This window comes from Chondrinema litorale (assembly GCF_026250525.1).
GTDB classification, from domain to species: domain Bacteria; phylum Bacteroidota; class Bacteroidia; order Cytophagales; family Flammeovirgaceae; genus Chondrinema; species Chondrinema litorale.
This window is the reverse complement of record NZ_CP111043.1, coordinates 1,278,350-1,299,763: the sequence shown is the minus strand read 5'-3', so window position 1 is coordinate 1,299,763 and position 21,414 is coordinate 1,278,350. Positions and strand designations below refer to the sequence as shown.

The 21,414-nt window shown below is 35.1% G+C and carries 24 protein-coding genes; 15 read left to right on the top strand and 9 right to left on the bottom strand.

Annotated features, from left to right (window positions below):
• The first annotated feature begins 40 nt into the window (after window positions 1–40).
• Window positions 41–994 (top strand): C45 family autoproteolytic acyltransferase/hydrolase, encoded by a 954-nt coding sequence (locus OQ292_RS05410; protein WP_284685036.1) that lies wholly within the window; start codon window positions 41–43, stop codon window positions 992–994.
• Window positions 995–1,024: 30 nt separating this feature from the next.
• Window positions 1,025–1,780: a hypothetical protein gene (locus OQ292_RS05405; protein ID WP_284685035.1), complete on the top strand. Its 756-nt coding sequence runs from the start codon at window positions 1,025–1,027 to the stop codon at window positions 1,778–1,780.
• 24 nt (window positions 1,781–1,804) lie between these two features.
• Here OQ292_RS05405 and OQ292_RS05400 read toward each other — a convergent pair whose 3' ends face one another.
• The 8 genes from OQ292_RS05400 to OQ292_RS05365 form a co-directional block, all read right to left on the bottom strand.
• Complete coding sequence (locus tag OQ292_RS05400) at window positions 1,805–1,999, bottom strand: hypothetical protein (RefSeq protein WP_284685034.1); 195 nt, start codon at window positions 1,997–1,999, stop codon at window positions 1,805–1,807.
• Window positions 2,000–2,219: 220 nt separating this feature from the next.
• Window positions 2,220–2,987, bottom strand: a complete 768-nt coding sequence (locus OQ292_RS05395) for an SDR family NAD(P)-dependent oxidoreductase (protein ID WP_284685033.1) — start codon at window positions 2,985–2,987, stop codon at window positions 2,220–2,222.
• Window positions 2,988–3,093: 106 nt separating this feature from the next.
• Window positions 3,094–4,032: a helix-turn-helix domain-containing protein gene (locus OQ292_RS05390; RefSeq protein ID WP_348970606.1), complete on the bottom strand. Its 939-nt coding sequence runs from the start codon at window positions 4,030–4,032 to the stop codon at window positions 3,094–3,096.
• A 116-nt stretch (window positions 4,033–4,148) separates the two neighbouring features.
• The gene (locus OQ292_RS05385) at window positions 4,149–4,478 is read right to left on the bottom strand and encodes a hypothetical protein (RefSeq protein WP_284685032.1); all 330 of its coding nucleotides are present in this window, start codon (window positions 4,476–4,478) and stop codon (window positions 4,149–4,151) included.
• Window positions 4,479–4,486: 8 nt separating this feature from the next.
• Window positions 4,487–6,025 (bottom strand): DUF6892 domain-containing protein, encoded by a 1,539-nt coding sequence (locus OQ292_RS05380; protein WP_284685031.1) that lies wholly within the window; start codon window positions 6,023–6,025, stop codon window positions 4,487–4,489.
• A 71-nt stretch (window positions 6,026–6,096) separates the two neighbouring features.
• Window positions 6,097–6,552: a DMP19 family protein gene (locus OQ292_RS05375; RefSeq protein ID WP_284685030.1), complete on the bottom strand. Its 456-nt coding sequence runs from the start codon at window positions 6,550–6,552 to the stop codon at window positions 6,097–6,099.
• A 246-nt stretch (window positions 6,553–6,798) separates the two neighbouring features.
• Window positions 6,799–6,966, bottom strand: a complete 168-nt coding sequence (locus tag OQ292_RS05370) for a hypothetical protein (RefSeq protein ID WP_284685029.1) — start codon at window positions 6,964–6,966, stop codon at window positions 6,799–6,801.
• 55 nt (window positions 6,967–7,021) lie between these two features.
• Window positions 7,022–8,500, bottom strand: coding sequence for a rhomboid family intramembrane serine protease (locus OQ292_RS05365; protein WP_284685028.1), 1,479 nt, complete (start codon window positions 8,498–8,500; stop codon window positions 7,022–7,024).
• 126 nt (window positions 8,501–8,626) lie between these two features.
• On the opposite strand from OQ292_RS05365, the gene OQ292_RS05360 reads away from it, so the two are divergent.
• From OQ292_RS05360 to OQ292_RS05310, 11 genes are all read left to right on the top strand, one after another.
• Window positions 8,627–9,004 (top strand): VOC family protein, encoded by a 378-nt coding sequence (locus OQ292_RS05360; protein WP_284685027.1) that lies wholly within the window; start codon window positions 8,627–8,629, stop codon window positions 9,002–9,004.
• Between the two features lie 120 nt (window positions 9,005–9,124).
• A complete protein-coding gene (locus tag OQ292_RS05355) occupies window positions 9,125–10,045 on the top strand; it encodes a hypothetical protein (protein ID WP_284685026.1) in 921 nt (306 codons plus the stop codon).
• 392 nt (window positions 10,046–10,437) lie between these two features.
• The gene (locus tag OQ292_RS05350) at window positions 10,438–10,839 is read left to right on the top strand and encodes a BlaI/MecI/CopY family transcriptional regulator (RefSeq protein WP_284685025.1); all 402 of its coding nucleotides are present in this window, start codon (window positions 10,438–10,440) and stop codon (window positions 10,837–10,839) included.
• Window positions 10,820–13,288 carry a M56 family metallopeptidase gene (locus OQ292_RS05345; protein ID WP_284685024.1) on the top strand — a complete coding sequence of 823 codons (2,469 nt, stop codon included), beginning with the start codon at window positions 10,820–10,822 and terminating at the stop codon, window positions 13,286–13,288. The genes OQ292_RS05350 and OQ292_RS05345 overlap by 20 nt, the downstream gene beginning before the upstream one ends.
• Before the next feature lie 196 nt (window positions 13,289–13,484).
• The gene (locus OQ292_RS05340) at window positions 13,485–14,009 is read left to right on the top strand and encodes an RNA polymerase sigma factor (protein WP_284685023.1); all 525 of its coding nucleotides are present in this window, start codon (window positions 13,485–13,487) and stop codon (window positions 14,007–14,009) included.
• The gene (locus OQ292_RS05335; protein ID WP_284685022.1) at window positions 13,960–14,616 is read left to right on the top strand and encodes a hypothetical protein; all 657 of its coding nucleotides are present in this window, start codon (window positions 13,960–13,962) and stop codon (window positions 14,614–14,616) included. The genes OQ292_RS05340 and OQ292_RS05335 overlap by 50 nt, the downstream gene beginning before the upstream one ends.
• A gap of 73 nt (window positions 14,617–14,689) precedes the next feature.
• Window positions 14,690–15,466, top strand: a complete 777-nt coding sequence (locus OQ292_RS05330; protein ID WP_284685021.1) for a nucleotidyltransferase domain-containing protein — start codon at window positions 14,690–14,692, stop codon at window positions 15,464–15,466.
• Window positions 15,456–16,529 (top strand): nucleotidyltransferase domain-containing protein, encoded by a 1,074-nt coding sequence (locus OQ292_RS05325; protein ID WP_284685020.1) that lies wholly within the window; start codon window positions 15,456–15,458, stop codon window positions 16,527–16,529. Before OQ292_RS05330 ends, OQ292_RS05325 begins: the two co-directional genes overlap by 11 nt.
• Before the next feature lie 100 nt (window positions 16,530–16,629).
• Window positions 16,630–17,220, top strand: coding sequence for an HD domain-containing protein (locus OQ292_RS05320; RefSeq protein WP_284685019.1), 591 nt, complete (start codon window positions 16,630–16,632; stop codon window positions 17,218–17,220).
• Window positions 17,217–17,660, top strand: coding sequence for a hypothetical protein (locus OQ292_RS05315; RefSeq protein WP_284685018.1), 444 nt, complete (start codon window positions 17,217–17,219; stop codon window positions 17,658–17,660). The genes OQ292_RS05320 and OQ292_RS05315 overlap by 4 nt, the downstream gene beginning before the upstream one ends.
• Before the next feature lie 199 nt (window positions 17,661–17,859).
• Window positions 17,860–19,293, top strand: coding sequence for a S41 family peptidase (locus tag OQ292_RS05310; RefSeq protein ID WP_284685017.1), 1,434 nt, complete (start codon window positions 17,860–17,862; stop codon window positions 19,291–19,293).
• A 7-nt stretch (window positions 19,294–19,300) separates the two neighbouring features.
• Here OQ292_RS05310 and OQ292_RS05305 read toward each other — a convergent pair whose 3' ends face one another.
• A complete protein-coding gene (locus tag OQ292_RS05305) occupies window positions 19,301–19,963 on the bottom strand; it encodes an energy transducer TonB (RefSeq protein ID WP_284685016.1) in 663 nt (220 codons plus the stop codon).
• A gap of 96 nt (window positions 19,964–20,059) precedes the next feature.
• Here OQ292_RS05305 and OQ292_RS05300 point away from each other — a divergent pair, with 96 nt between their 5' ends.
• A complete protein-coding gene (locus OQ292_RS05300) occupies window positions 20,060–20,791 on the top strand; it encodes a hypothetical protein (protein WP_284685015.1) in 732 nt (243 codons plus the stop codon).
• Window positions 20,788–21,411: a hypothetical protein gene (locus OQ292_RS05295; protein ID WP_284685014.1), complete on the top strand. Its 624-nt coding sequence runs from the start codon at window positions 20,788–20,790 to the stop codon at window positions 21,409–21,411. Before OQ292_RS05300 ends, OQ292_RS05295 begins: the two co-directional genes overlap by 4 nt.
• Window positions 21,412–21,414 lie beyond the last annotated feature (3 nt).

Genomic DNA, 21,414 nt, shown 5'->3' with positions numbered 1-21,414 from the left:
TATTTCATAAAACTCTTGATACATTAATCAGCTATCGAATATGGAAAAAGAATATATTGTAAATCTCGATTTACCTGCTAGCGAAAGATGGGCTTTTTTAAAGAATCACGCCGCTGAGATTGATGAGCTAATCGAATGTTATTTGAGTGATCTTGCTGGTGAAACAAGCATTTTCGACATTATCGGTTTGTACAAACAGCAATTAATCCCCACATCTTACCTAGAAGAAATTGATTTTATTGCTTCAATTTCTAAATACTCCGCAGACCAGATACTAATTGCCAATTTGTATTACGATGTACTTAAGTTTTATTTTGGCTGTACCGCTTTTGCTTTTAACAATGCAGATACGGTTGTGCATGCTAGAAATTTAGACTGGCATACCGAAAACAATTTATTATCTACCCATTCTAAAATTTTTAACTTTCAGCGAGGTGGTAAAACAGTTTACAAGACGGTAGGCTGGGCAGGCTTTGTAGGTGCTCTGTCTGGTACAAAACCCGGTAAGTTTTCGGTAACATTAAATGCGGTATTGAGCAACGATTCACCAGAAGTAGCAATGCCAATCTCATTTTTACTGCGAGATGTTTTAGATAGTGCTGAGTCTTTTAATGAAGCAAAAAGGCAGCTAGAAGCAACCATAATTGTGAGTGACTGTCTGCTCTTACTTTCTGGAGTTAATGTAGGAGAAATGGCAGTAATCGAAAGAACGCCAAGCCGGTTTGCAACCAGAGTACCTGAGTCGGGCAAAGGCTATATAGTAGTTACCAACGATTATAAAAAGCTGCAAAACAACGAAACAGACGATAGTATTCTGCAAAGTACTTCTTGTGGTAGGTTCGATAGAGCTACTTTGCTACTAAGCAGTGAGCAGGACCTGAGTTTTAGAGAATGCATTCAGGTTTTAAGTGATGAGAATATAAAAATGGGTATTACCGTGCAGCAAATGGTATTTAACAATCGAACAGGTGAAGTAGCGCTAATTAAAACCTAATGCAGTAGGATGAATATTTAATTATCAGCTATGAAATATCTTATACCATTTTTTATGCTATTAGTTTTAGTAAGTTGTACTAGAACTTACTATTATGGAGCGGGTAATTTTGTGACAGAGTCTAGTGTATTACCCAAGCCAGTGTATCGAGGTGAAAGAGCAAAAGGTACTTATTTGCAAGGTAGCTATTACCATACTTTAGAAGATGAACCTACGGAGGTAAATCCTATTGAATTTAGCAGTATACAGTTGGGAGAGTTATCGTATATCAAGAGTTATACAGGTAAAAATATAAATGCTGCTTACAGTGCAATTGTGCATGGTGGAGTGTATGATGCCAATGCGGTTGGTGAGTTTAATGGTGGATCTAAAAACTTTTTTGGTGGAGGAGTAACAGGAGAGCTTAATTTAAATATTCCATTCAACAGGGTAGATTGGCGGATAATAGGTGGAAAGTTTAGTATGATGTATGAAGGTGGCGACTATTATTACTTTAGAAAAGATGTTTATAAAAAGTATGGAACTAGCTATAGCAAAGAAGATTTTAATGTGATAAATTTCAATCCAAGAAAGCTATATGTTAATTTTAGTTTGACGTGGGAAGTTGTATATAAGCTGAAAAATGGTGCAATTGGTTATTGGGAAAGCTATGGAGGTAGAGACAAAACTTTTGTATTAGGCAAATGCTTATACTATACCAGAAGAAAATTAACTGGTTTTATTCAAATAAATGGCGATATGCAAGGTGCTTACCTTGGTGGCGGATTAATCTTTCAAATTGATTAGCTAGAGGTAGAAAGCTCCTACCAATCAAGCATTTTCTTTCTTATCTGTAAAGAAGTATAATACAATAGGGAACATTATTGCATAAAAAGCAGCTTGAAATGCCATATCTATTGTAGTTAGTTCTTTATCAAAAACATACTTGTTAAATAGAAAAAGTAATCCAATAAAAAGTATTCCTGAGGTTAAAATTAAGAGTATATTTTCCTTCAAATGTTTCATGTTAATAGTGTCAAAATAGCGGTAAATTAATTTCATCAAAAGTTACCACTTTTTAATGTTAAAATGAAGATGTTAATAAACTTTTTAGCTTTTGGTTTGTTGATGTAACTTCTCTTTAGGGAAAGGCTGTAGGGTGGTTTGTTATTCATGTTCGAATAAAACAAAAAAACGGTTCGAGCAATGCCCAAACCGTTATGGTAAATCTTTGTTGAGTGGATAATTATAAATTCATTCCACCAGAAACTTCAATTCTTTGTCCGTTTATCCAGCGGGCTTCTTCGCTACATAAGAATGCTACTACGCCACCAATATCTTCTGGCAAACCAGCACGGCCAAGTGCTGTCATGTTAGCTACCATGGCGTTGGCTTCTTTATTATCTCTTATATTTCCGTTTCCAAAATCTGTTTCGATTGCTCCCGGAGCTACTACATTGGCAGCAATTCCGCGTGAACCTAATTCCTTGGCGAGGTATCTGGTAAGTACTTCAATAGCGCCTTTCATTGCTCCATAAGCTGATGAACCCGGTAAAGAGAACCTTGCTAAACCAGAAGATATATTGATTATTCTACCACCTTCATTCATATAAGGCAAAGCTTTTTGTGTTAAGAAAAACACACCTTTGTAGTGGATATTCACAATGTTATCTAATTGCTCTTCTGTAGTTTCTGCAAAAGGTGCGTAAAGCGCAGTACCCGCATTATTAATCAAGAAATCGAAATTAGGGCTGCCAGTATTCTCTTTTAAGTGTGTAGTTACATTACTAATAAACTCATCGAAAGCTTTTACATCACCAGTGTTCAATTGAAATGCAATTGCATTTTGCCTTAAAGCTTTAATTTCTGCTACTACTTCTTCTGCTTTTTGCTGGTTGCTGTTGTAAGTCAACACTACGTCAATTCCTTTTTTAGCAAGGTTAATTGCCATATCTCTACCTAAACCACGACTGCCGCCAGTTACTAAAGCTATTTTATTTTCTGTTGTTGCCATCTTTTAATTTGTTTGGTTTTAAAATTTGATACAACAAAGATGAGCTAAAATTAGCCTAGCTGTTTGCGAACATCAATCCATGCTTTGCAAAATTCAAATAAGTGGCTTATGCGCGGAATGTTATAGGAGTAAAAGTAGTCTGCTTTTTAAAGAAGTTAGAGAAATGGGCAACTTCTTCGAAGCCCAGACTAAAAGCAATCTCTGAGATATTCCAGTCGGTTTGCCTTAGAAGTATTTTAGCTTCTTGTACTATTCTACTGGTAATAATCTCTGTAGTGGTTTTGCCAGTGCTTTCTTTTAAGACTTTATTCAGATGGTTTACATGGATGGCAAGGCGCTCTGCATACTCTTTTGCCGATCTTAGTTTTAGTTTTTGTGCGGGAGATTCTATCGGAAACTGTCTTTCTAGCAATTCTATAAACAGTGATAAGATGCGCGAAGAAGCATTTTGGCTTGCATGAGCAGCGGTAACTGGCTGTAGCTTTTGTCCGTAATGGATGAGTTCTACTACATAATTTCGCAGCATATCATATTTAAATTCATAGTCAGATGCTATCTCTTTTTTTATTTTTTTGAAGATGTGATTCAGCTCTTCTGCCAGCTCATTACTAATCTCAAATACGGGGTAACTGCCTGATTTAAAGATTGGTAACTCATCTAGCACCACGCCACTTTTATTCTTTATCATAAACTCTTCTGTGAATACACAAAAGCAGCCAGCTTGGTTTTCATCTTCAGCAACCCAGTGGTAAGGTACTTTGGGCGTAGCAAAAAGCAAAGCGTTTTTTTGCACTTGCATTACCTTATCGGCATATTCTGCCCTGTTTTTCCCTCTGATCAAACTGATTTTATAATAAGCTCTGCGGTTGTATGGCATCTCTGCCTTTTGCTTTACAGATTGTATGGTTTCTGCAATGTCGAATATATTAAAGTGCCCAATTTCTTTATTGATTCCCGGAGGTAGAATTTGTTCTAAATCTTTACCAGTGAAGTTGACAGCTTCTTTGTAAAATTCTTCGAGTGAGGTTACTTTAATGTTTTTCATCAGAGAGATACGATTTGCAAAATTCAAATGTAGCGAAAGTGTGTAATAATTAACAGAAGTGAATTTTGTAAAGTTTATTATGTCTCGAAATTACTGTTTTTTAGGCTTTTTAATGTTTACTCAAACCTGAGTTCAGATTTTCTATAAACCGATTCGCTATATTTTTCGACCAACTCAAAATTGAGCTCATCTATTTCTATTAAATCAACAATTATGTCAATGGCGATTTCATAAGACAATTTATCACCTAAAAACATGGCTCTTCCACCACTTATTCTCGCACCACAACTTTGCAACGTAAACTCCAATTCAGAAAAGGTAGTAAAATGTCTGTTGTAATTATCTTTATTGGTCGTAATAAATTCTTTAATAATAATCTTTCTGCCTCTGTAGTTATCACAGGTTTGTAAAAACTTAAAAAGCCTTTCTTTGAGTTGATTATTCATTTTGATTTCTATTTATCAACTTCTTCTAGTTCAATACCTTTTTCTTTAAGGACTTTTACCAGTTTTTTTCCGGGGTTGGATAGTTCCAAGCCTATAATCTTTTTTAAATTGGGTAACAATGCAAGATCATCCACTGCTTTGTTGGAGATCGGTAAAAGCTCATCACCACAACCGGGATCGTAGTAAGGCCATAACTGATTGTATACATCTGAACCTCCAAAAATACCATCATCTATGCCGAGTTCTTTCACTTGGTTGAGTAACTCCAGAGGAATATCTAATTGCTTAAAATACTTCTGTACCTCTGGAATAATGCTATAACCATCGTGCTCGACGTCTATTTGCCTTTTGTCGTATTCTTTGGCAAACTCCCGCACATCAAACTTTGGTTTGAGTAATTCTTGCTTGTACATCAGCTCTTCTATCACCCATAGTTTAAATGCAAAATCTTTAAAAATAACTTTTGGGTTTTTATGGAAACTATAGAGTTTTGGCTTGTTTTTAAACTCGATGCTATCATTGAATAATGCACTTAAAACACTTATTTGTTGATGTTGAGCAAAGGCTTTAATTGCTACTTCTAAAGCTTTGGTAATTGGCTTTTTTACAGCAATGGAGCGAACAGCACCATTCCATTTTTTTTGTTGGATGCCTTCGTAGTTTGCTTCAATTTTCTGCTTTTGTTCTTTATAGTGTTTTACTCCTTTATGTAATTCTTTGGCTTTAAGAATTGCAATTCTTTCGGTGAGTGCTTCGAGTTGCGCTTCTTTACTGGCAAGGTTGATTCCGAAAGCAGCTAAAATACCTTTATCAATTAAAAAACTGATGTCTTCACTCGACCAATCTTGTTTAAGCTTAAATAACTCAGTAAAGATTTTTGGAGCATTTTTATGTATAAAATCTTCTCTTTTAGCATATTCTCCCAGCATATCGTAGCAAATACTTTGGAACAAAATACTGTCATTTTTTTGCTCAATGTAAAGCAGTAAAAGTTGAGTTGTCGTGTAAATAGCTTCTGGATGATACGGAAGTAAATGAGCCAGATAGGTATTATTTGTATTGAAGTTTTTACAAAGAGGTAGAATGTATGGAGCTATTTTTTCCCTGCAAATACTTTCACTCGAAGTGTGTGTATAGTACAACTCGAAGATTAATGAGATAAAATCGCCAAGTGTTCCAGTATGAATAATTTTGTTGCTTTCAATAATCTGAAAATCAGCCACATCTAATAAGCGCTCGATAGACTTACAAATCGGCTCATTGTATTGGCTGAGAATATGGTCGATTTTAGAAAGCAGGTTGTATTGTGGAGAGAAGCTCGCCAAAACCAGTAAGTACTTGTACAGGTCTATTTGCTCAGTGGTAGATTTTTTTTCGAAGTTTGCCAGATTGGCTACCAAGTATTGATAAGTCAAAGCCATAAAAGAAATATCATTTCTGATAATGCTTGCCCATTCTCTATGTACTTTGTCTTTGGTCGATTTATGGTCAGGAGCTGCTTGCTTGATTAGCTCAATATTTTGTGCCAGTATCGATTGGTAATTCATGCTGCTGGTTTTGGTATAGGTCTTTAATTTTGCAGCAGCTAAGTTAGTTTTGAATAGGGAGGAGGGCAAGTCTAATTATCGATCAGAATTTCATCTAAATGCTTTTTAGTGAATGCGATTCTTTGAGTACGGTAAGATGGTAAATCGTAAAAACTATCATCTAATACATCAAATTCATGGTTTCTACCAATTATAGCTTGATTAATATTACTTAGATATATTTCCTTAGCTTTTTCTGCAAGGCTAGTAAATTCAACAGCTTCAATTTTCTTCAAACCATTTATAGCAGCATCAATATATTTATCTTCATTGTTTAGAAAAAACTGATCGAAACCTCCATTGTTAACTTCATATTCAAGTATGTAGGTAGCCATTATTTCCAATTGTAGTACACTCAACTTTTCATCAAGATTTTCTTTGTCACTTAAGAAATCAAAAATCTCATAATCGTAATCTTCATCACTCAAAGTTGAGAGTCTCTTACGAACATCATTTATTCTATCTTGTCCGAATTTTTGTGTTTTCATTGGTTATGTTGATAGTATTAACAACTTAAAAATTGATTCGAGAAACAAAGATAACGAGTCCAATTAGTCGCACAGAAATCGAAAAGATATATGACTTTATATAATCATCAGGGAAGTCATTTCGCTTAAGTTTTTTGTGAGTATGTCTGGTCATAATCACGAAGTAAATTAATAATGATGTGAAATAGATGATGTTAATCCAAACATTAGGTAAGAGCTTAAATTTTAAGCTTAAAAAAAAGAGTATTACAATTGCGAAAATTGCACCTTAGACCAGCTTCTACTATCTGAAAATAAGTCGATTAGAAGAAGTTTTTTATCCGGATCGAGCTTTTTATTTGCCTTTTCATTTATTAGTCTAGAGAAAAACACAGTGGCTAACATTGCCACAAATGCAATCATAAAATTATCCATATGATCTTATATTTAGTATTGTAAGTTTGTTTTGATTAGAAAGAATGCAGATATTCTATTGTGGGCTATTTAGACTGTTTATGATATTTTCAATTTGAGCATTATACTGTAAAATTTCATTCTGATAAATATCTGTTTCTTCTTCAAGGCCTTTATAAATTAATTGATAGCTCTTGATTCTAATTTCACAATACTCTCTCAGAATCTTGTTTCGTTCTTGAATTACTTCAGGCAAATCTAATTCTATGAGGTTGTTTATAAGTTTGAGGTTCTCGTTCCAGTAGTAAATGCCTTTGTCTTTTATTTCTTTTAAAGCTTCTTCTTTTGCTATATTTTGAGGTAGTTGAAGTACTTCAATAGCCATTGCTTCCATTGAAGCGAATCTTTGCATTTCTTTGTTGTATTTACCAATGTCGTTGGGCAGAGTACTATACATAACAAATGAAATGCCTAGTAGCAAGGCAGACAATCCACCAATAGTCGAATATTTATAAGAGGTATTGTTATAATTTTTTAGACTTGGAATTAAAGCATATCCAATAACTACTCCGCTTAAGAGTCCACCAATGTGAGCTGCATTATCTATCCCACTGTCTGTTCTTATTCCATAAAGGATGTTGTAGCCTATAAAAAAAGAAATACTAGTTAGCATGGCTTTTTTTACGGCGCTGCCAATAATATTATTTAATAATAAAGCGAGCAAAACTCCATACATGCCAAAAATTGCCCCTGATGCTCCTACGCTTACTGTTAAATCATTCCACCATAGACTTGCCAAACTTGCTGCAATACCAGAAATGAGATAAGCAGATAAAAACCTACTTTTCCCCAATAGAGGTTCTAAAAGGACTCCTATATATAATAGTGCATACATATTTAATAAAAGGTGAAGTATACCTGCATGTAAAAAACATGAGGTAAGTAATCTTAACCAACCTCCATCTAGTGTATATGGCTTAAAGTTAGCTCCCCAGTTAATTAAATCTTGGCTTTCAGGCGTTAATATGTGAACGCCTGCAAGTAGCATCAGAATGAAAATTGATACATTGAGGATTATTAAAATTGGCGTGACGTAATAACCTTCGGTGGGTTTAAAAATGGAAATGAAACCAGATACCTTTTCTTTATTACTCAAAGGAGATTCTCTAAGAAGATCTTCTTCTGTTGTTGCAAAGTTTTGGCTTAGTTCTAGGTATCTTTCTTCAAATTCTTCTTCTGTAAAGTTTAATTCTATTTCTTCAAAAGCTGCAAAAAAATCTTCTATATTTTTTTTGTTTCTGCCCCAATCTGTAAACTGATTACCAGTACATTCGCTCTTAATCTTTATTGCTTCATCTTCTATCTTTATTGCGATTTCTTCTTCCCAAGAGCTAAGAGAATTACTTGTATAAGCTATAAAACCTTTTTCACTTATATGGCTAATATCCCATTCAAGGTTCTTGGCTGTTTCAGTTGCGAGAACCAAAAAGTGATGTATTGGTAATCCTTTTAAATTAAATTCTTCTATATGTTTAGGTGAAACGCCGAATGCCATTTTAATTTTTGTTGTTTATTTTAAAGATAGATGCTTTAGTCTTTTATCAATAAACTTAGAATTAATAGTAAAAATTTTATAAGTCGGTTAATAACTTTACCCTTTTAAGGTATAAAATTTATTAGTATGAACCTCAACCAAATTACTGTACCATCGCTAGATTTAACGGTTTCTGTGCCTTTTTACGAGAAGCTGGGTTTAAAACTGATAGTAGAAGCACTCCCGCATTACGCCCGATTTGAGTGTCTGGATGGTGAGGCTACATTCTCTATTCATCAGGTAGAAAAATTGCCACAAGGCGAGGGCATTTATGTTTATTTTGAATGCGAAAACCTAGATGAGACAGTAGACAAGCTAAAAGCCCAAGGTATTGAATTTGAGAGCTTACCAACTGACCAGAGATGGTTATGGAGAGAGGCAAGGCTAAAAGATCCAGATAAAAATCAGATTATTCTTTTTTATGGTGGCGATAATAGAAAAAATCCGCCTTGGCGTATCAACTAATTTTTTGAAGCTTTTAAAGCTTTTTCTGGTATACGCTGTACTGCTTTGAGGGAAGAAATTGTGCGATTTTGACTTCTAGCCATTAAATTGCTATTTCACTATTAGCTAGAAACTATAAATATGAAAAGAGTTATTCTTACCAGTTTTATTATTCACTTATTTGTACTTATTACTCAAGCCCAGTCTTTCGAAACACTTACCTATTATCAAGACGATAGCACCAAACTCGAACTCGATTTATTTCTCCCAGAAAATTCAACAGCAGAAAAAATTCCACTGGTAATTTTTGTGCATGGTGGTGGTTTTTCTGGTGGCAACAGAGGTGGTGGCCACAGTTTAGGTAAATTTTTAGCGCCTAAAGGTTATGCAGTGGCATCAATCACTTATACATTATATATGAAGGGCAAAAACTTTAGTTGTGGGGGCATTCTCACAGAGAAAGTAAAAGCGATACAAATTGCAGCTAACCAGCTTTGGTTGGCTACAGGTTTTTTCTTAGATAATGCAGAGAAATATAAAATTAATCCGGAAGACGTATTTATTGCGGGTAGTAGTGCTGGGGCTGAAACGGTGCTCCATGCAAACTACTGGGATTATAATACAATGAAAATGTACGATAAACCTTTGCCAGAAAATTTTAAATATGCAGGTTTAATTTCTGGTGCAGGTGCTATGATGGACATTAACCTGATTACCGAAGAAAGCCAAATACCGAGTTTGTTTTTTCATGGCAATAGCGATCCGGTAGTGCCTTATGGTACTGCTGCTCACCACTACTGCGAAACTAATGCTTCTGGCTGGCTTATGCTTTTTGGTTCTTATTCTGTTTACAAAAGACATGTAGATTTAAATGGAGATGTTGATCTGATTAGTTATTGTGGAGGTAAACACGAAATTGCCGGCAAACACTTTTTTCAGTTACAAGAACCGGTTTATGAGTTTTTAGAAAAAGTAAGAAATGGCATTCACTTTCAAACACATACTATTTATGCAACAGAAAATGCTGCCGCTAGCCCTCCAGAATATAGTTTTTGTAAATGATTTACGTGAGGTGGTTAGATAAAATATTTCTTATTTAAGAAAATATTATAATTATTTTACCGACCTTGGTCAAATTGCGTCAAGAATTTTTGAAATGATTACGTAAAAAAAATCTGGTGTTTGAACGAAGTGAGTTTCAGATTTTTTAGTGATCATGGAGAAAATTTAGCGAATTTGTCCACAGTCTTGAGTTTTTGGTACTTTTGCATCAAGGCAAAAGTACTATAATTAAGATTTCTAAAAAGCGGAATGAACCCTAACTCATCCCGCTTTTTTTATGCAATATTTTCTAGTTGGGAAAGAAATTTTATCTTTATACGAAGTTTTTCGTAGAAAGACTTGACTTGTTTAAATCTCCTTCTTACATTTGTTACGAATTAATTCGTAGATAAATGAAAAAATTTCCAAAACCGACAGACTCAGAGCTAGAAATACTTCAGGTACTTTGGGAAAACAGCCCGAGAACAGTGAGAGAGGTAAACGATGTGTTGAACCAGAAAAGGGAAACAGGTTATACCACCACGCTGAAACTCATGCAGATTATGTTTGATAAAGGGCTTGTTAGCCGCGAAAAAAGTGGCAAAACTCATTTATACAATGCCGAAGTAGGGGAGAACGATATTCAGCAAGAATTACTCGATCGGTTTATAGATAAAGTATTTAAAGGTTCTGCTTCAAAACTGATGTTGCAGGCATTGGGCAGAAAAAAGTCTTCACCAGAAGAGCTAAAAGAAATACAAGAACTACTGAAAAATCTCGAAAAAGATAATAACGATGAATCAATCTCTGATTAATGAAATAAGTGTTTTTACCTCAGCATTTAGCGAAGCCATGCTGCATTCGCTATGGCAAGGTTTATTGCTGGTAGTTGTTTTAAGCATCTCGCTTAAGATGATGGAAAGGAGCAGTGCTAGAAATCGCTATTTGGCGGCAACTAGTACCATGTTTGTTCAACTGCTGCTTTTTGCGGGAACTTTTACATGGCTATATCAGCAAGAGTTACAAGCACTCAATACAGAATCAGCAGATATAAGTATACTGTATAACATGGTGCAAAATGGGCAAAGTCCGGTGCAAGAAACAAGCTGGTTTTCTCCTAGTATGCTTGTGTTTAATACCATGCTCGGTTTTGTTCATCAATATCATTATGCGATTTCGCTTTGCTGGTTGGTAGGCGCTATGTTGCTTTCTATGCGCTTTGCGAGTGGACTTTTGTACATCAACAAACTAAAAAAAGAGCATACACCTGCTCCCGAGAAATGGCAAAGTAGAATGAAAGAGATTGCTGGTAAAATGGGTATTCAGAAAAAGATAAGCTTTGTAGTTACTAATAACATAGAAGTACCTACGCTTATCGGTTGGGTAAAACCCATTGTACTTATGCCGCTGAGTGTGCTTTCGCAAATGCCTCTAAGCGAGGTAGACAGCATTATTGCACACGAATTAGCGCATGTTAAGCGACACGATTATCTGGTAAATCTAATGCAATCTGTTATAGAGATTTTACTATTCTTTAATCCATCAGTATGGTGGATGAGCAGTTGGATAAACGAGGAGCGCGAAAACAGTTGCGACGATCTGGCTATTTCAGTAATTCAAAATCACAAAGTTTATATACAGGCGCTGGCAAGTCTTACTGGTTTGGTTAGTGCCGGACATGCAGTTAATGTGCCCCACAATGCATTGGCTGCAACTGGCAAAAAAGGTAGTGTTTTATTCAGAATTAAAAGAATTATGAAACAAGTAAACAAAACGCACGAGCATGCTAACCCGAAAGGGAATCCTTATGTAGCATCTCATTATTTTACCCGTGAACTCACCGGCAAATTTTTAGCATCATTTTTAATCTTAAGTGCCGGATTTTTTATGGTGGTTAGTTCAGGAAAAGCACAAGAAAATCAAGAACTTAAAGAAGTAACTAGTTCTGTTCACTTTTCGCTAAACGATACTACAAAGAAGAAAGTGAAAGTATTACAGATGACGGGTGATACCTTAAAGTTAAATGGTAAAGACAATGCTAAATTTGAGTTTATTTTATCAGGAGATAGCTCGGCGGTAAATATACAAGAGCTCTCTTTTAGCCAAACAGATTCCTTACACAAGTCAGGTAAATACAGAGTAGATGTTTGGAATACTGAAAGCGATGAAGAAGTAATTATGCTCGACTCTACCACTCACTTTTTTGTAGAGAAGAATCAGGTGGGTAGTAATGGAGATACATTAAAGCTTCATGTTAAAAAGATAGCAGAAAAAACACTTTCTAAAATGGATACAACAGGAGGTGTTTTTAGAGTGAGGTCTTCAACAAATAATTCAGATACTACAAAAGTAGCTATTAGAATTAGAAGTGATAAAACCTCGTCTACTAGTAATGTAAAAGTAGTTGGTATGGAACAAGAGCCAATATATATCGTGGATGGTATTGTTGTTCCCTCTCTTAGAATCAAAGAAATAACTCCATCAAACATAGAAAAAATTGATGTACTTAAAGGGCAAACAGCCATTAATCAATATGGTGAAAAGGGTAAAAATGGAGTGGTTAAGATTACTTTGAAAAAAGGAATGGAACTTGAAACACTTGTAGAAGAAGAGGAAATAGAAGTTCCGATAGATGAGAAAATGACATTGAGATATTTCTTGAATGATGAAGAAGTAACTGCAGAAAAAATTCATAATCTTTCTCCAAGTGTAATTGATAGAGTTGATGTGATAAAAGGAGATGGAATAATTCTCGAAAAAGTAGGAAATGTAAAACCAACTGGTGGTGCTGTAATGGTGTATACAAAACCAGGTGTTAAAATTGTAGAAGTAAAAGAAGGCGAAGAAAAAATCGCACTTATTGAAGACTTACCAGAAATAGAAGTAGTGGCTTCTCCAATAGAAGTGGTTGAAGTACCAGAGGTAGTAGAAGTTCCTGAAGTGATAGAAGTAGAAGAGAAAATGGAATCTATTATTCCTCCTCCACCGCCAAAAGTTAGCAGCTTTGTAGAAAGCTTTAATATTTATCCTAATCCATCAGACGAGATATTCAATATCAACTTTAGCCTAAAAACTGCGGGTATGGTAAAAGTTTCTGTACACGACATGGCTGGTAAAAAAGTAGCTACAGTTGTAGAAAAACAAATGTCTGCCGGAACGCAAAGTTTAAAATGGAAAGCTAATGGCATGGCAGAAGGCATGTACATTATCAATATCGAAAGAGATGGAGAAGTACTTCAGCAGAAAGTAATGCTAGATAAATAGCAGATAAAAATATTATACTTTGATTGTTATAAGCTTCGGGTTTTCCTTTGAATTCCTGAAGCTTTTTTTGTTTAAAAGAGTTACATTGAGGCCACATTCCATCCCAATCCCATCAAATAAATAAAATCTAAATTTTTTTTTGAGGGGGTGTAATAATCTTTAACGCCAGCCACTAATCAGTAAAAAGTAAATTATAGTGAGTAGCGATTTTTACAATTCTTCCATTTTGCCATATGCTGCAATTATCATCAAAATCTGTAGGGCTTACACCGATACCGAACAAGATTTTGAAGATTATTATCAGGAGGTGTGTCTACAAATTTGGAGAAGCAGGGAGAAATTTAACGGTCAGTCTAAATGGTCTACGTGGATTTACCGCCTTTCTCTCAATGTGTGTATTACCCTTTTTAGAAAAAAGAAGCGAGCAAATGAGCAAATTGGTACTGAAAAATTGACTCACAAACAGGCAGTTTCAAATGGTGCTTTTGCAGATGAATCGCTTAACATGTTGTACGATGCTATTCGCGAACTATCGGAAGTAGACAAGGCCGTCATTTTACTTTATCTGGAAGAAAAAACTTATCAGGAAATTGCCGAAATAATAGGCAGTAATCCGAATAACATTGGTGTGCGCATTAAAAGAATTAAGAAACGATTAAAAAAGATTATAGATGGAAAAATCGATAGAATCAATTTGGAAGGAAGGTTTTCTAAAGACTGATAATTTAAATGTTCCTAAGGTAAATAACCTGTACAATCAGAAGTCTATTCACATTATAGAAAAGATGAAAACTAGGTTTGACAAGAACCTAAAAGCAATTGTAATAGGTGCAGTGGCATTTTTAGTTATTACTTTTTTCTTAAATATGCTTATTACAGGTATTATCTTTTTTGTGTTGCTTATCTGGGTTTATTGGGTTAATAAAAAGCTTTTGCAAAGTGCGACAGAGATAGATAATAATGCAAACAGCTTTCAGTATTTAAAGGCATTTTACCAATGGCTCAACCAAATGATTTTAGAAAACATCAAACTAGCCAGAGTTTATTATCCCTTATTTTTTCTGGCTGTGGTAATTGGTGGATATCAAACACCATTAAGTAGCGGTTCAATTGGTGAGCTTGTGGTCTACAAGATTTTAATGAAATACCCAGATACAAATGTGATATTCGGGCTGCCCTTGTTTTTAGTGATTGGCATTTCTGTGATTACTGCTCTGCTCGCGTTTTTTGCAGATAAAATTTACCGTTGGGATTTTAATATTGTCTATGGCACTTTAATGAGCAAAATCGAGGAGGTTTTGCAAGATATGAAAGCTTTGAGTGAATAATCTCGCTTTTAGGTATTTTCTCTTAGCGGTTAAAAAAACTAAGTTTGCCAACAGCTAAGATGAGAATATAGATATGATACCAGAAGAAATAAAAATACATGTTAGAAATAAAATTGCCGAATTAGAGCAATCTTACCATATAAAAATAGTGTACGCTTGTGAAAGCGGCAGTCGAGCTTGGGGTTTTGCTTCGCCAGATAGCGATTACGACATCCGCTTTATTTATACTCATCCACTGAAAAAATATTTGTCAGTAGGAAATTATAAGGCAGAAATGGATTTTGCCGTAACCAACGATATAGATTTAAGTGGTTGGGAATTGCGCAAAACATTGGGCTTACTTTTTAAATCTAATGCAACTGTATTTGAGTGGTTGCAATCGCCTGTGGTGTATCATAACGAGGGTGATTTTCGCGAACAACTCTGGCAAATTTGTCCTGAGTATTTCAAGCCAACTACGCTTATTTATCATTACTTGGGTACAGTAAAAAGTGCTTACGGTAGTGGTGTTTCTGATGGTTTGATTAAAATAAAGAAATACTTCTACATTATCCGACCAGTGTTAGCCGCTTTGTGGGTGGCAGAAAAAGAAGAAATTCCGCCAATGGAGTTTGCTAAATTATGTAAGCTAATAGAAAATGATCCGGTTTATAAAGTAGTACAAGTACTCTTAGAGCAGAAAAAAGTGGCTAAAGAAGGAGAGCGAATTGCGCTAATACCAGAGCTTGAAAACTTTATTGAAACGGCTAGAGAAAAATGTGAGCTTGCTGCAAAAAGCTTCGAAAAGCAACAGTTTACCACCGATTCTTTAGATACATTTTTCAGTAAAACCATCGGCTATGAAAATTGATATTGAAACTGTAAAACAGAAAGATTGGCTACTGTTTGAGTGTATTTCTGGTAGCAAGGCTTATGGTCTAGATACTCCCCAGTCTGATACTGATATTAAAGGAGTTTTTGTTTTGCCTCAAGATTGTTTTTATGGATTCGAGCCAGTTGAGCAGGTAAGTAATGAAAGCAATGATATTGTCTATTATGAATTGCGAAAGTTTGTGGATTTGTTGGCGAAGAACAATCCGAATTTGTTGGAAATGCTGCATACACCAGAAGATAAAATTCAGTATAAGCATCCATTATTCGATAAGTTAAAACCGGCATTATTCCTTTCTAAAATGTGTAAAGATACTTTTGCTGGCTATGCGATGACGCAGGTTAAAAAGGCAAGAGGATTAAATAAGAAAATATTAAATCCGGTAGCGAAAGAGAGAAAATCGTTGTTACATTTTTGTTATGTGCTAGAAGATAATGGGACGATTCCTTTAATAAACTGGCTTGAAAAACACAGCATAAACCAAGCAGATTGTGGTTTGTCTAAGATTAACCACATAGGAAATTTGTATGCGGTGTATCATGATGCAACAGGCGAATACAAATATCAAGGAATGATTAAAGATGTGCAATCTAATGATGTAAAGCTGAGTAGTATTCCTAAAGATGGCAAACTGGTGGCACACATGTTTTTTAATAAAGATGGCTACTCGAGTTATTGCAAAGAGTATAAAGCGTATTGGGAGTGGGTAGAAAAGCGAAATGATGAGCGCTATCAGAATACTTTAAGTCATGGGAAAAACTACGATGCCAAAAACATGATGCACACCTTTCGCCTGCTAGATATGGCAGAGGAAATTCTCTCGCAAGAAAAAATAATTGTAAAGCGACCAAATAGGCAAGAGCTACTAGATATTCGTTCGGGTAAGTTCGATTATGATTATTTGATCAATATGGCAGAAGAGAAAATTCAGCGAATAGAAGACCTTGCATTTAAAAGCAACCTCCCCGAAAAACCAGACGAAAGCAAGATAGAACAGCTACTCGTAAGCATCCGACAAGATTGGTATGGGTTGAATTCCTGATTAAAAACTTTTTCTATCTTTACCCAATATTTTTGATTACTAGACACTATAAATGCTTGCTATTGCAGTCATCCAACCATAAAAAAACCAGAAATAAAAAATGTCAGAAAATAGACTTTTACAGCAGATAGAATTTATTAAAGAAATTGACAAGCTTAAATACATCAAGCGTAGAACTAAATTAATTAACAGCGACAGACACGAAAACGATGCAGAGCATAGCTGGCACTTGGCAGTAATGGCGCTTATTTTGGCAGAGCATGGCAATACAAAAGTAGATTTACTTAAAGTGATTAAAATGCTTTTAATCCACGATATTGTTGAGATTGATGCCGGCGATACTTTTCTATACGATACCCAAAAGAATCACTCAAATACAGAAGAAGAACTAATTGCTGCCAAACGTATTTTTGGTATGCTACCAGAAGAGCAAGCAAAAGAATACATTGCCATTTGGGAAGAGTTTGAAGCAGGTGAAAGCGATGAAGCCAAGTATGCCAAGTCGATGGATCGATTCGAGCCAGTATTACAAAACGCATCTAACAATGGCGGAACTTGGGCAGAGTATAATGTGCCTTACAGCAAAGTACATAGCAAGTTAAGCCCAATACAAAAAGGCTCCGAAGCCATTTGGCAATACACAGAAGAAACATTGAACGAAAGTGTTGAAAAAGGAATCTTAAAAAAATGAATACAGAAGAACAAATAGATAATCAAGACACAAAGGATTTAAAGCTTTACTCGCAAAGGTCAGTTGCTTTAGGTACTTTTTTAGGCAGTCCTATAGCAGCCGGATATTTTATTAGAGAAAATTACAGAGCTTTAGGTAAAAATGAAGAAGGTCACAAAGCCTTGTTGGTAAGTATCATAATTACGATTATTTTGCTAGGAGTACCGTTTTTTTTAATTCCTGAAGATATTGTTGAGAAAATTCCTAATCAATTAATTCCTATAATAAGTGTGGCAATCACTTTTGCCGTAGTTGAGAAAATTCAGGGAGAAGTACTCAACCAACATAAAGCAAATGGGTATGAGTTTTACTCAGGTTGGCGCGCTGCGGGTATTTCGCTGTTATTCCTGTTGGCTATCTGTATACCAATTGTAATTCTGGTTTTGGTATTCGCTGAGTAATTGGAATAGAAAAGTTTTCACTTAAAAGGCTCAAATATATAATTAGTCTCATTAACTTTTAGTAGCTAATTCAGCATATTCTGGTAAGCATAATATCCTTAAACAAGGATATCACTATATCTTGTGAGCACCATTTTTGTTGAATATACAAGGAAATTTGCTTTCGAATAATAGTACATTATTAACAGCGAAAAAATTTATGAGACTTTTCTTGCTAAGTACGCTACTTACTTTGTCAACAAGCTGTTTTGCGCAAACTGATTCTATAGGTTTTAGAGAAGATTTCTCCATATTTAAAACCGCTTTGCTCGAAGCACATCCAGCCTTGTACAGATTTACTCCCGAAAAAAAATTTAATGCAGTTCTCGATTCGGTAGAGCAGCAAATTACTTCGCAAACTACCGACTTGCAGTTTTTTCAGTTACTGTCTAGAATTGAGTCGCTGATTCGAGAAGGTCACTCAGGAGTGAACCCTTCAGAATATCTCAAAAAACAATTGCACCAACATAAGATATTTCCATTTCTGGTTCACATAAAAGAAGATAAACTGATTGTAAAAGAGAGCAGAATCGGGAAGTATGCAACCTTAAAAGGTGCTGAAATTTATGCGATTAATGGCAAAAAAATCTCTGAGATTATTACCGAGCTAGAAGCTTCTACTGGAATAAAATCTGGTTTTAATAACACTTTTATGCTCAATAGGCTTTCTTACGATAACAACTTTTCTTTGGCCTATTATTACTTTATAGATACAGTTGGCACTTTCAAAATCGATTATAAACAAGTTCCTGAGGATGTTTGTACAACAGAAATTGAAGGTGTGCTCGATGCTCCGCCTCATGTAAGTTTCCCTAAACGACCTGTAGAACCGAATCCGCCGATACAGTGGGAAATCGATGAGCAGCAAAAAACGGCAATTTTAAAAATTACCACATTTGCCCATTGGATGGTTTCCTATTCTAAAAGAGAGTACTTTAAAACCTTTCAGCAGTTTTTTAAAACTTTGGATGAGCAGGGCATCGAAAATTTAATAATCGATGTGCGCACCAATGGAGGAGGCGAGGAGATGATTGGTGCAGAGTTGCTTACCTATTTAGTAGATCATGAGTTTACTGTTTACAAACATGTGAAAGCCGAAACACTGGATTTTACTTTTTTAAACAAATTACCAGATGCCGACAAACCCGATTTTTCTGATAAAGATTATGTAAAAACAGACTCTGGTTATTATAAAGTGGAAGATAAAATATTGGAAGCGATGTATCCGCAAAAGAAAAATCATTTTAAAGGTAAAACCTATATTATAGCCAATGGAGGCTCATTTTCGGCAACATCAATCTTTCTCTCTTTGGCGAAAACCCACGGTGCAGGTGTAATTATTGGAGAGGAATCTGGCGGTACTTTTGAAGATGTAGACGGTCGCTGGCGAGTAAATTTTACCTTGCCTAATTCTGGAGTTTCGGTAAGCTTTCCTGCATGGAGTTTAAGAATTAATGCTACAGGTGGTGACAGACTAAGAGGAGTAATACCCGATTATGCGATAGACAAATCCACAGAAGACATCTTAACTGAGAAAGATGTTGAACTGGAATTTGCCTACGACTTAATCCGGAATGGCGAGGTAGAGAAGTAACCTCCCTTTAATTCTCAAGCTTAAAATTTATAGGAATCACTATTCGGGTACTAACTGGTATGCCCCTTTGTTCGGCAGGTTTAAAAGGATAATTCAGTTTTTCCATCACCCTTAAAGCTTCTTTATCTAAAACCGGATGTAAGCCTTTTATGATTTTATAATCTCTTGATTGTCCCAAAGAATCAACGAGCATTTGTATATAGACTCTCCCCTCAATATCTAAGCTTTTTGGCATTTTTAATTCAGCTGCTATTGCTTCATAAAATGCCTTATAACCATTTATAGGGTCGGGACTTGTTTCAATTATTCCAAAGCATATCAAATCATCCGATTTTGTTGTTTCTTGAGATACGGAATCGATTTGTATGTTTTCTTGCTCTTGGGCTGCTACAACAAGTGAGCTACCAATGAGCATAGAAGCGGCTGCATATTTTAGGAAATAGCTATTTAAGCCCTTCATTGGGTTTCTAACCTGCGATTTTTTTACGATTCCGCAAATAGGCCGCTCAGCCTGTAAACTTGCTTTTCTGATTTCGTCGGTTGATTTATCTGTAAAATCGAAGATTTGCTTAGCGCAATGCTGACAAAAGTATTTGCCATCTTTTATCTGTAACTCTTCCCTTTTTATAGGGCAGTTAAAAGCCATGTTAATCTTTCTATCATTTCCCATATTTAAATCGAGTTTATGTTATTCATATAATCCACGATTTGGAAAAAGCTACAATAAAATGGTTATGTTTAGCTTGAAACTGATTTTTTAAAACTTATGGGAGCATTCGGTACAGCAATACTGGAAAATGATACTTCTGTAGATTATTTCATGAACTATCATATTCTTTTGGGTTTAAGATTAGAAAAGTCTTATATCAGAGAGTTATTAATTAAAAACAATCATTATCTAAATGATGATGATGAGTTTTTTGAACATTGTATTGATGATTATACTGAATTTTGGACTGCAATAGCTTTTGCTGAATGGTTTTATAGCTCGGTAAGTGATGAGGTAATGAGCAAGGTAGCAAGAATTGTAAATGCTAAACCAGAATATGGTTGTTGGGATGAACCTGAAGAAAGACTAAAAGATGTAATAGCTTTCTTTAACGAAATAAAGCTCCCTAGAAAAAGCTTTGAGAAAGAATTACACAAAGTTTGGAAATGGGAGAATACATCAAACATAGCAGATAGTAATTATTCATATAGAATACGCTGGGATTATGAGTGTCTAACAAGATGTAAAGCCAAAAATGCAATGGAGATTCTACTAGAAAAATATGCTCCATTAACTCATGATTTCGAAGAAGCTATATTCTGGGCAACTATTGGCTGTGTTGAAGTTGACTCTCATCAAATACAAGAAACAACAATTTCTAACTTAGAGAGGATCTTAAAAAATGATCAAGCATTTAGAGTATTTAAAGTAGCTTATGGGAATAAAAAAGTGGAAATGCTTAAAAAATCAGTTGTAGAAATTAAGAATGAATTGGTAGAAAAGTTATGAAGAGATTTAACCCTATATTTTTAATCTTTTTCTTAATACTAGCTTGTACAGCTCCACAAAAAGAATTGTCACTTTTAAAAAGTGAAACAATTGATTCTGTACTTGTAGAAAAGGATACAATACAAACAATGCAAGTTGTTGTAAATGAAGTTCAAGAAGATTCTTTACTAAAAGAAACTCAAGTTGAATTGCCAACATTTGTCTTAAATGCGTCATTGCCAGATAGTCTGCAAATTGATTCAACAAAAATTATTTATGGAGATTTCAATGCAGATGCGAAAGAAGATTTTGCTTCTTTAGTCACGAATACATCTAATGGACTTAAAGGAGTGTTGATCGTACATAATACCGATACTGTTGACTATGCTTTGTTTGGTGCAGGTAATGAGATTAATGGAATGAAAAGTCTTGGATGGATTGGTATTTTTGAGACGATTCCAAAAGGAAAAAATGTAGCACCTACATCTGTTGACCCAGAAACTGGCGATATACTTGGTAACGATTTTGACAACAGTGCACAGTTAACTGGAAATGGTATATATATGCATGCTGAAGAGTCGTGTGGTGGTGGAATTCTCTATTGGAATAATACTCACTACGAATGGCTTCATGTTGAATAAATC

Coding starts and splice junctions, on each gene's coding strand:
- OQ292_RS05410 (WP_284685036.1), top strand. CDS start 41: ATGGAAAAAGAATATATTGTAAATCTCGATTTACCTGCTAGCGAAAGA.
- OQ292_RS05405 (WP_284685035.1), top strand. CDS start 1,025: ATGAAATATCTTATACCATTTTTTATGCTATTAGTTTTAGTAAGTTGT.
- OQ292_RS05400 (WP_284685034.1), bottom strand. CDS start 1,999: ATGAAACATTTGAAGGAAAATATACTCTTAATTTTAACCTCAGGAATA.
- OQ292_RS05395 (WP_284685033.1), bottom strand. CDS start 2,987: ATGGCAACAACAGAAAATAAAATAGCTTTAGTAACTGGCGGCAGTCGT.
- OQ292_RS05390 (WP_348970606.1), bottom strand. CDS start 4,032: ATGAAAAACATTAAAGTAACCTCACTCGAAGAATTTTACAAAGAAGCT.
- OQ292_RS05385 (WP_284685032.1), bottom strand. CDS start 4,478: ATGAATAATCAACTCAAAGAAAGGCTTTTTAAGTTTTTACAAACCTGT.
- OQ292_RS05380 (WP_284685031.1), bottom strand. CDS start 6,025: ATGAATTACCAATCGATACTGGCACAAAATATTGAGCTAATCAAGCAA.
- OQ292_RS05375 (WP_284685030.1), bottom strand. CDS start 6,552: ATGAAAACACAAAAATTCGGACAAGATAGAATAAATGATGTTCGTAAG.
- OQ292_RS05370 (WP_284685029.1), bottom strand. CDS start 6,966: ATGGATAATTTTATGATTGCATTTGTGGCAATGTTAGCCACTGTGTTT.
- OQ292_RS05365 (WP_284685028.1), bottom strand. CDS start 8,500: ATGGCATTCGGCGTTTCACCTAAACATATAGAAGAATTTAATTTAAAA.
- OQ292_RS05360 (WP_284685027.1), top strand. CDS start 8,627: ATGAACCTCAACCAAATTACTGTACCATCGCTAGATTTAACGGTTTCT.
- OQ292_RS05355 (WP_284685026.1), top strand. CDS start 9,125: ATGAAAAGAGTTATTCTTACCAGTTTTATTATTCACTTATTTGTACTT.
- OQ292_RS05350 (WP_284685025.1), top strand. CDS start 10,438: ATGAAAAAATTTCCAAAACCGACAGACTCAGAGCTAGAAATACTTCAG.
- OQ292_RS05345 (WP_284685024.1), top strand. CDS start 10,820: ATGAATCAATCTCTGATTAATGAAATAAGTGTTTTTACCTCAGCATTT.
- OQ292_RS05335 (WP_284685022.1), top strand. CDS start 13,960: ATGGAAAAATCGATAGAATCAATTTGGAAGGAAGGTTTTCTAAAGACT.
- OQ292_RS05330 (WP_284685021.1), top strand. CDS start 14,690: ATGATACCAGAAGAAATAAAAATACATGTTAGAAATAAAATTGCCGAA.
- OQ292_RS05325 (WP_284685020.1), top strand. CDS start 15,456: ATGAAAATTGATATTGAAACTGTAAAACAGAAAGATTGGCTACTGTTT.
- OQ292_RS05320 (WP_284685019.1), top strand. CDS start 16,630: ATGTCAGAAAATAGACTTTTACAGCAGATAGAATTTATTAAAGAAATT.
- OQ292_RS05315 (WP_284685018.1), top strand. CDS start 17,217: ATGAATACAGAAGAACAAATAGATAATCAAGACACAAAGGATTTAAAG.
- OQ292_RS05310 (WP_284685017.1), top strand. CDS start 17,860: ATGAGACTTTTCTTGCTAAGTACGCTACTTACTTTGTCAACAAGCTGT.
- OQ292_RS05305 (WP_284685016.1), bottom strand. CDS start 19,963: ATGGGAAATGATAGAAAGATTAACATGGCTTTTAACTGCCCTATAAAA.
- OQ292_RS05300 (WP_284685015.1), top strand. CDS start 20,060: ATGGGAGCATTCGGTACAGCAATACTGGAAAATGATACTTCTGTAGAT.
- OQ292_RS05295 (WP_284685014.1), top strand. CDS start 20,788: ATGAAGAGATTTAACCCTATATTTTTAATCTTTTTCTTAATACTAGCT.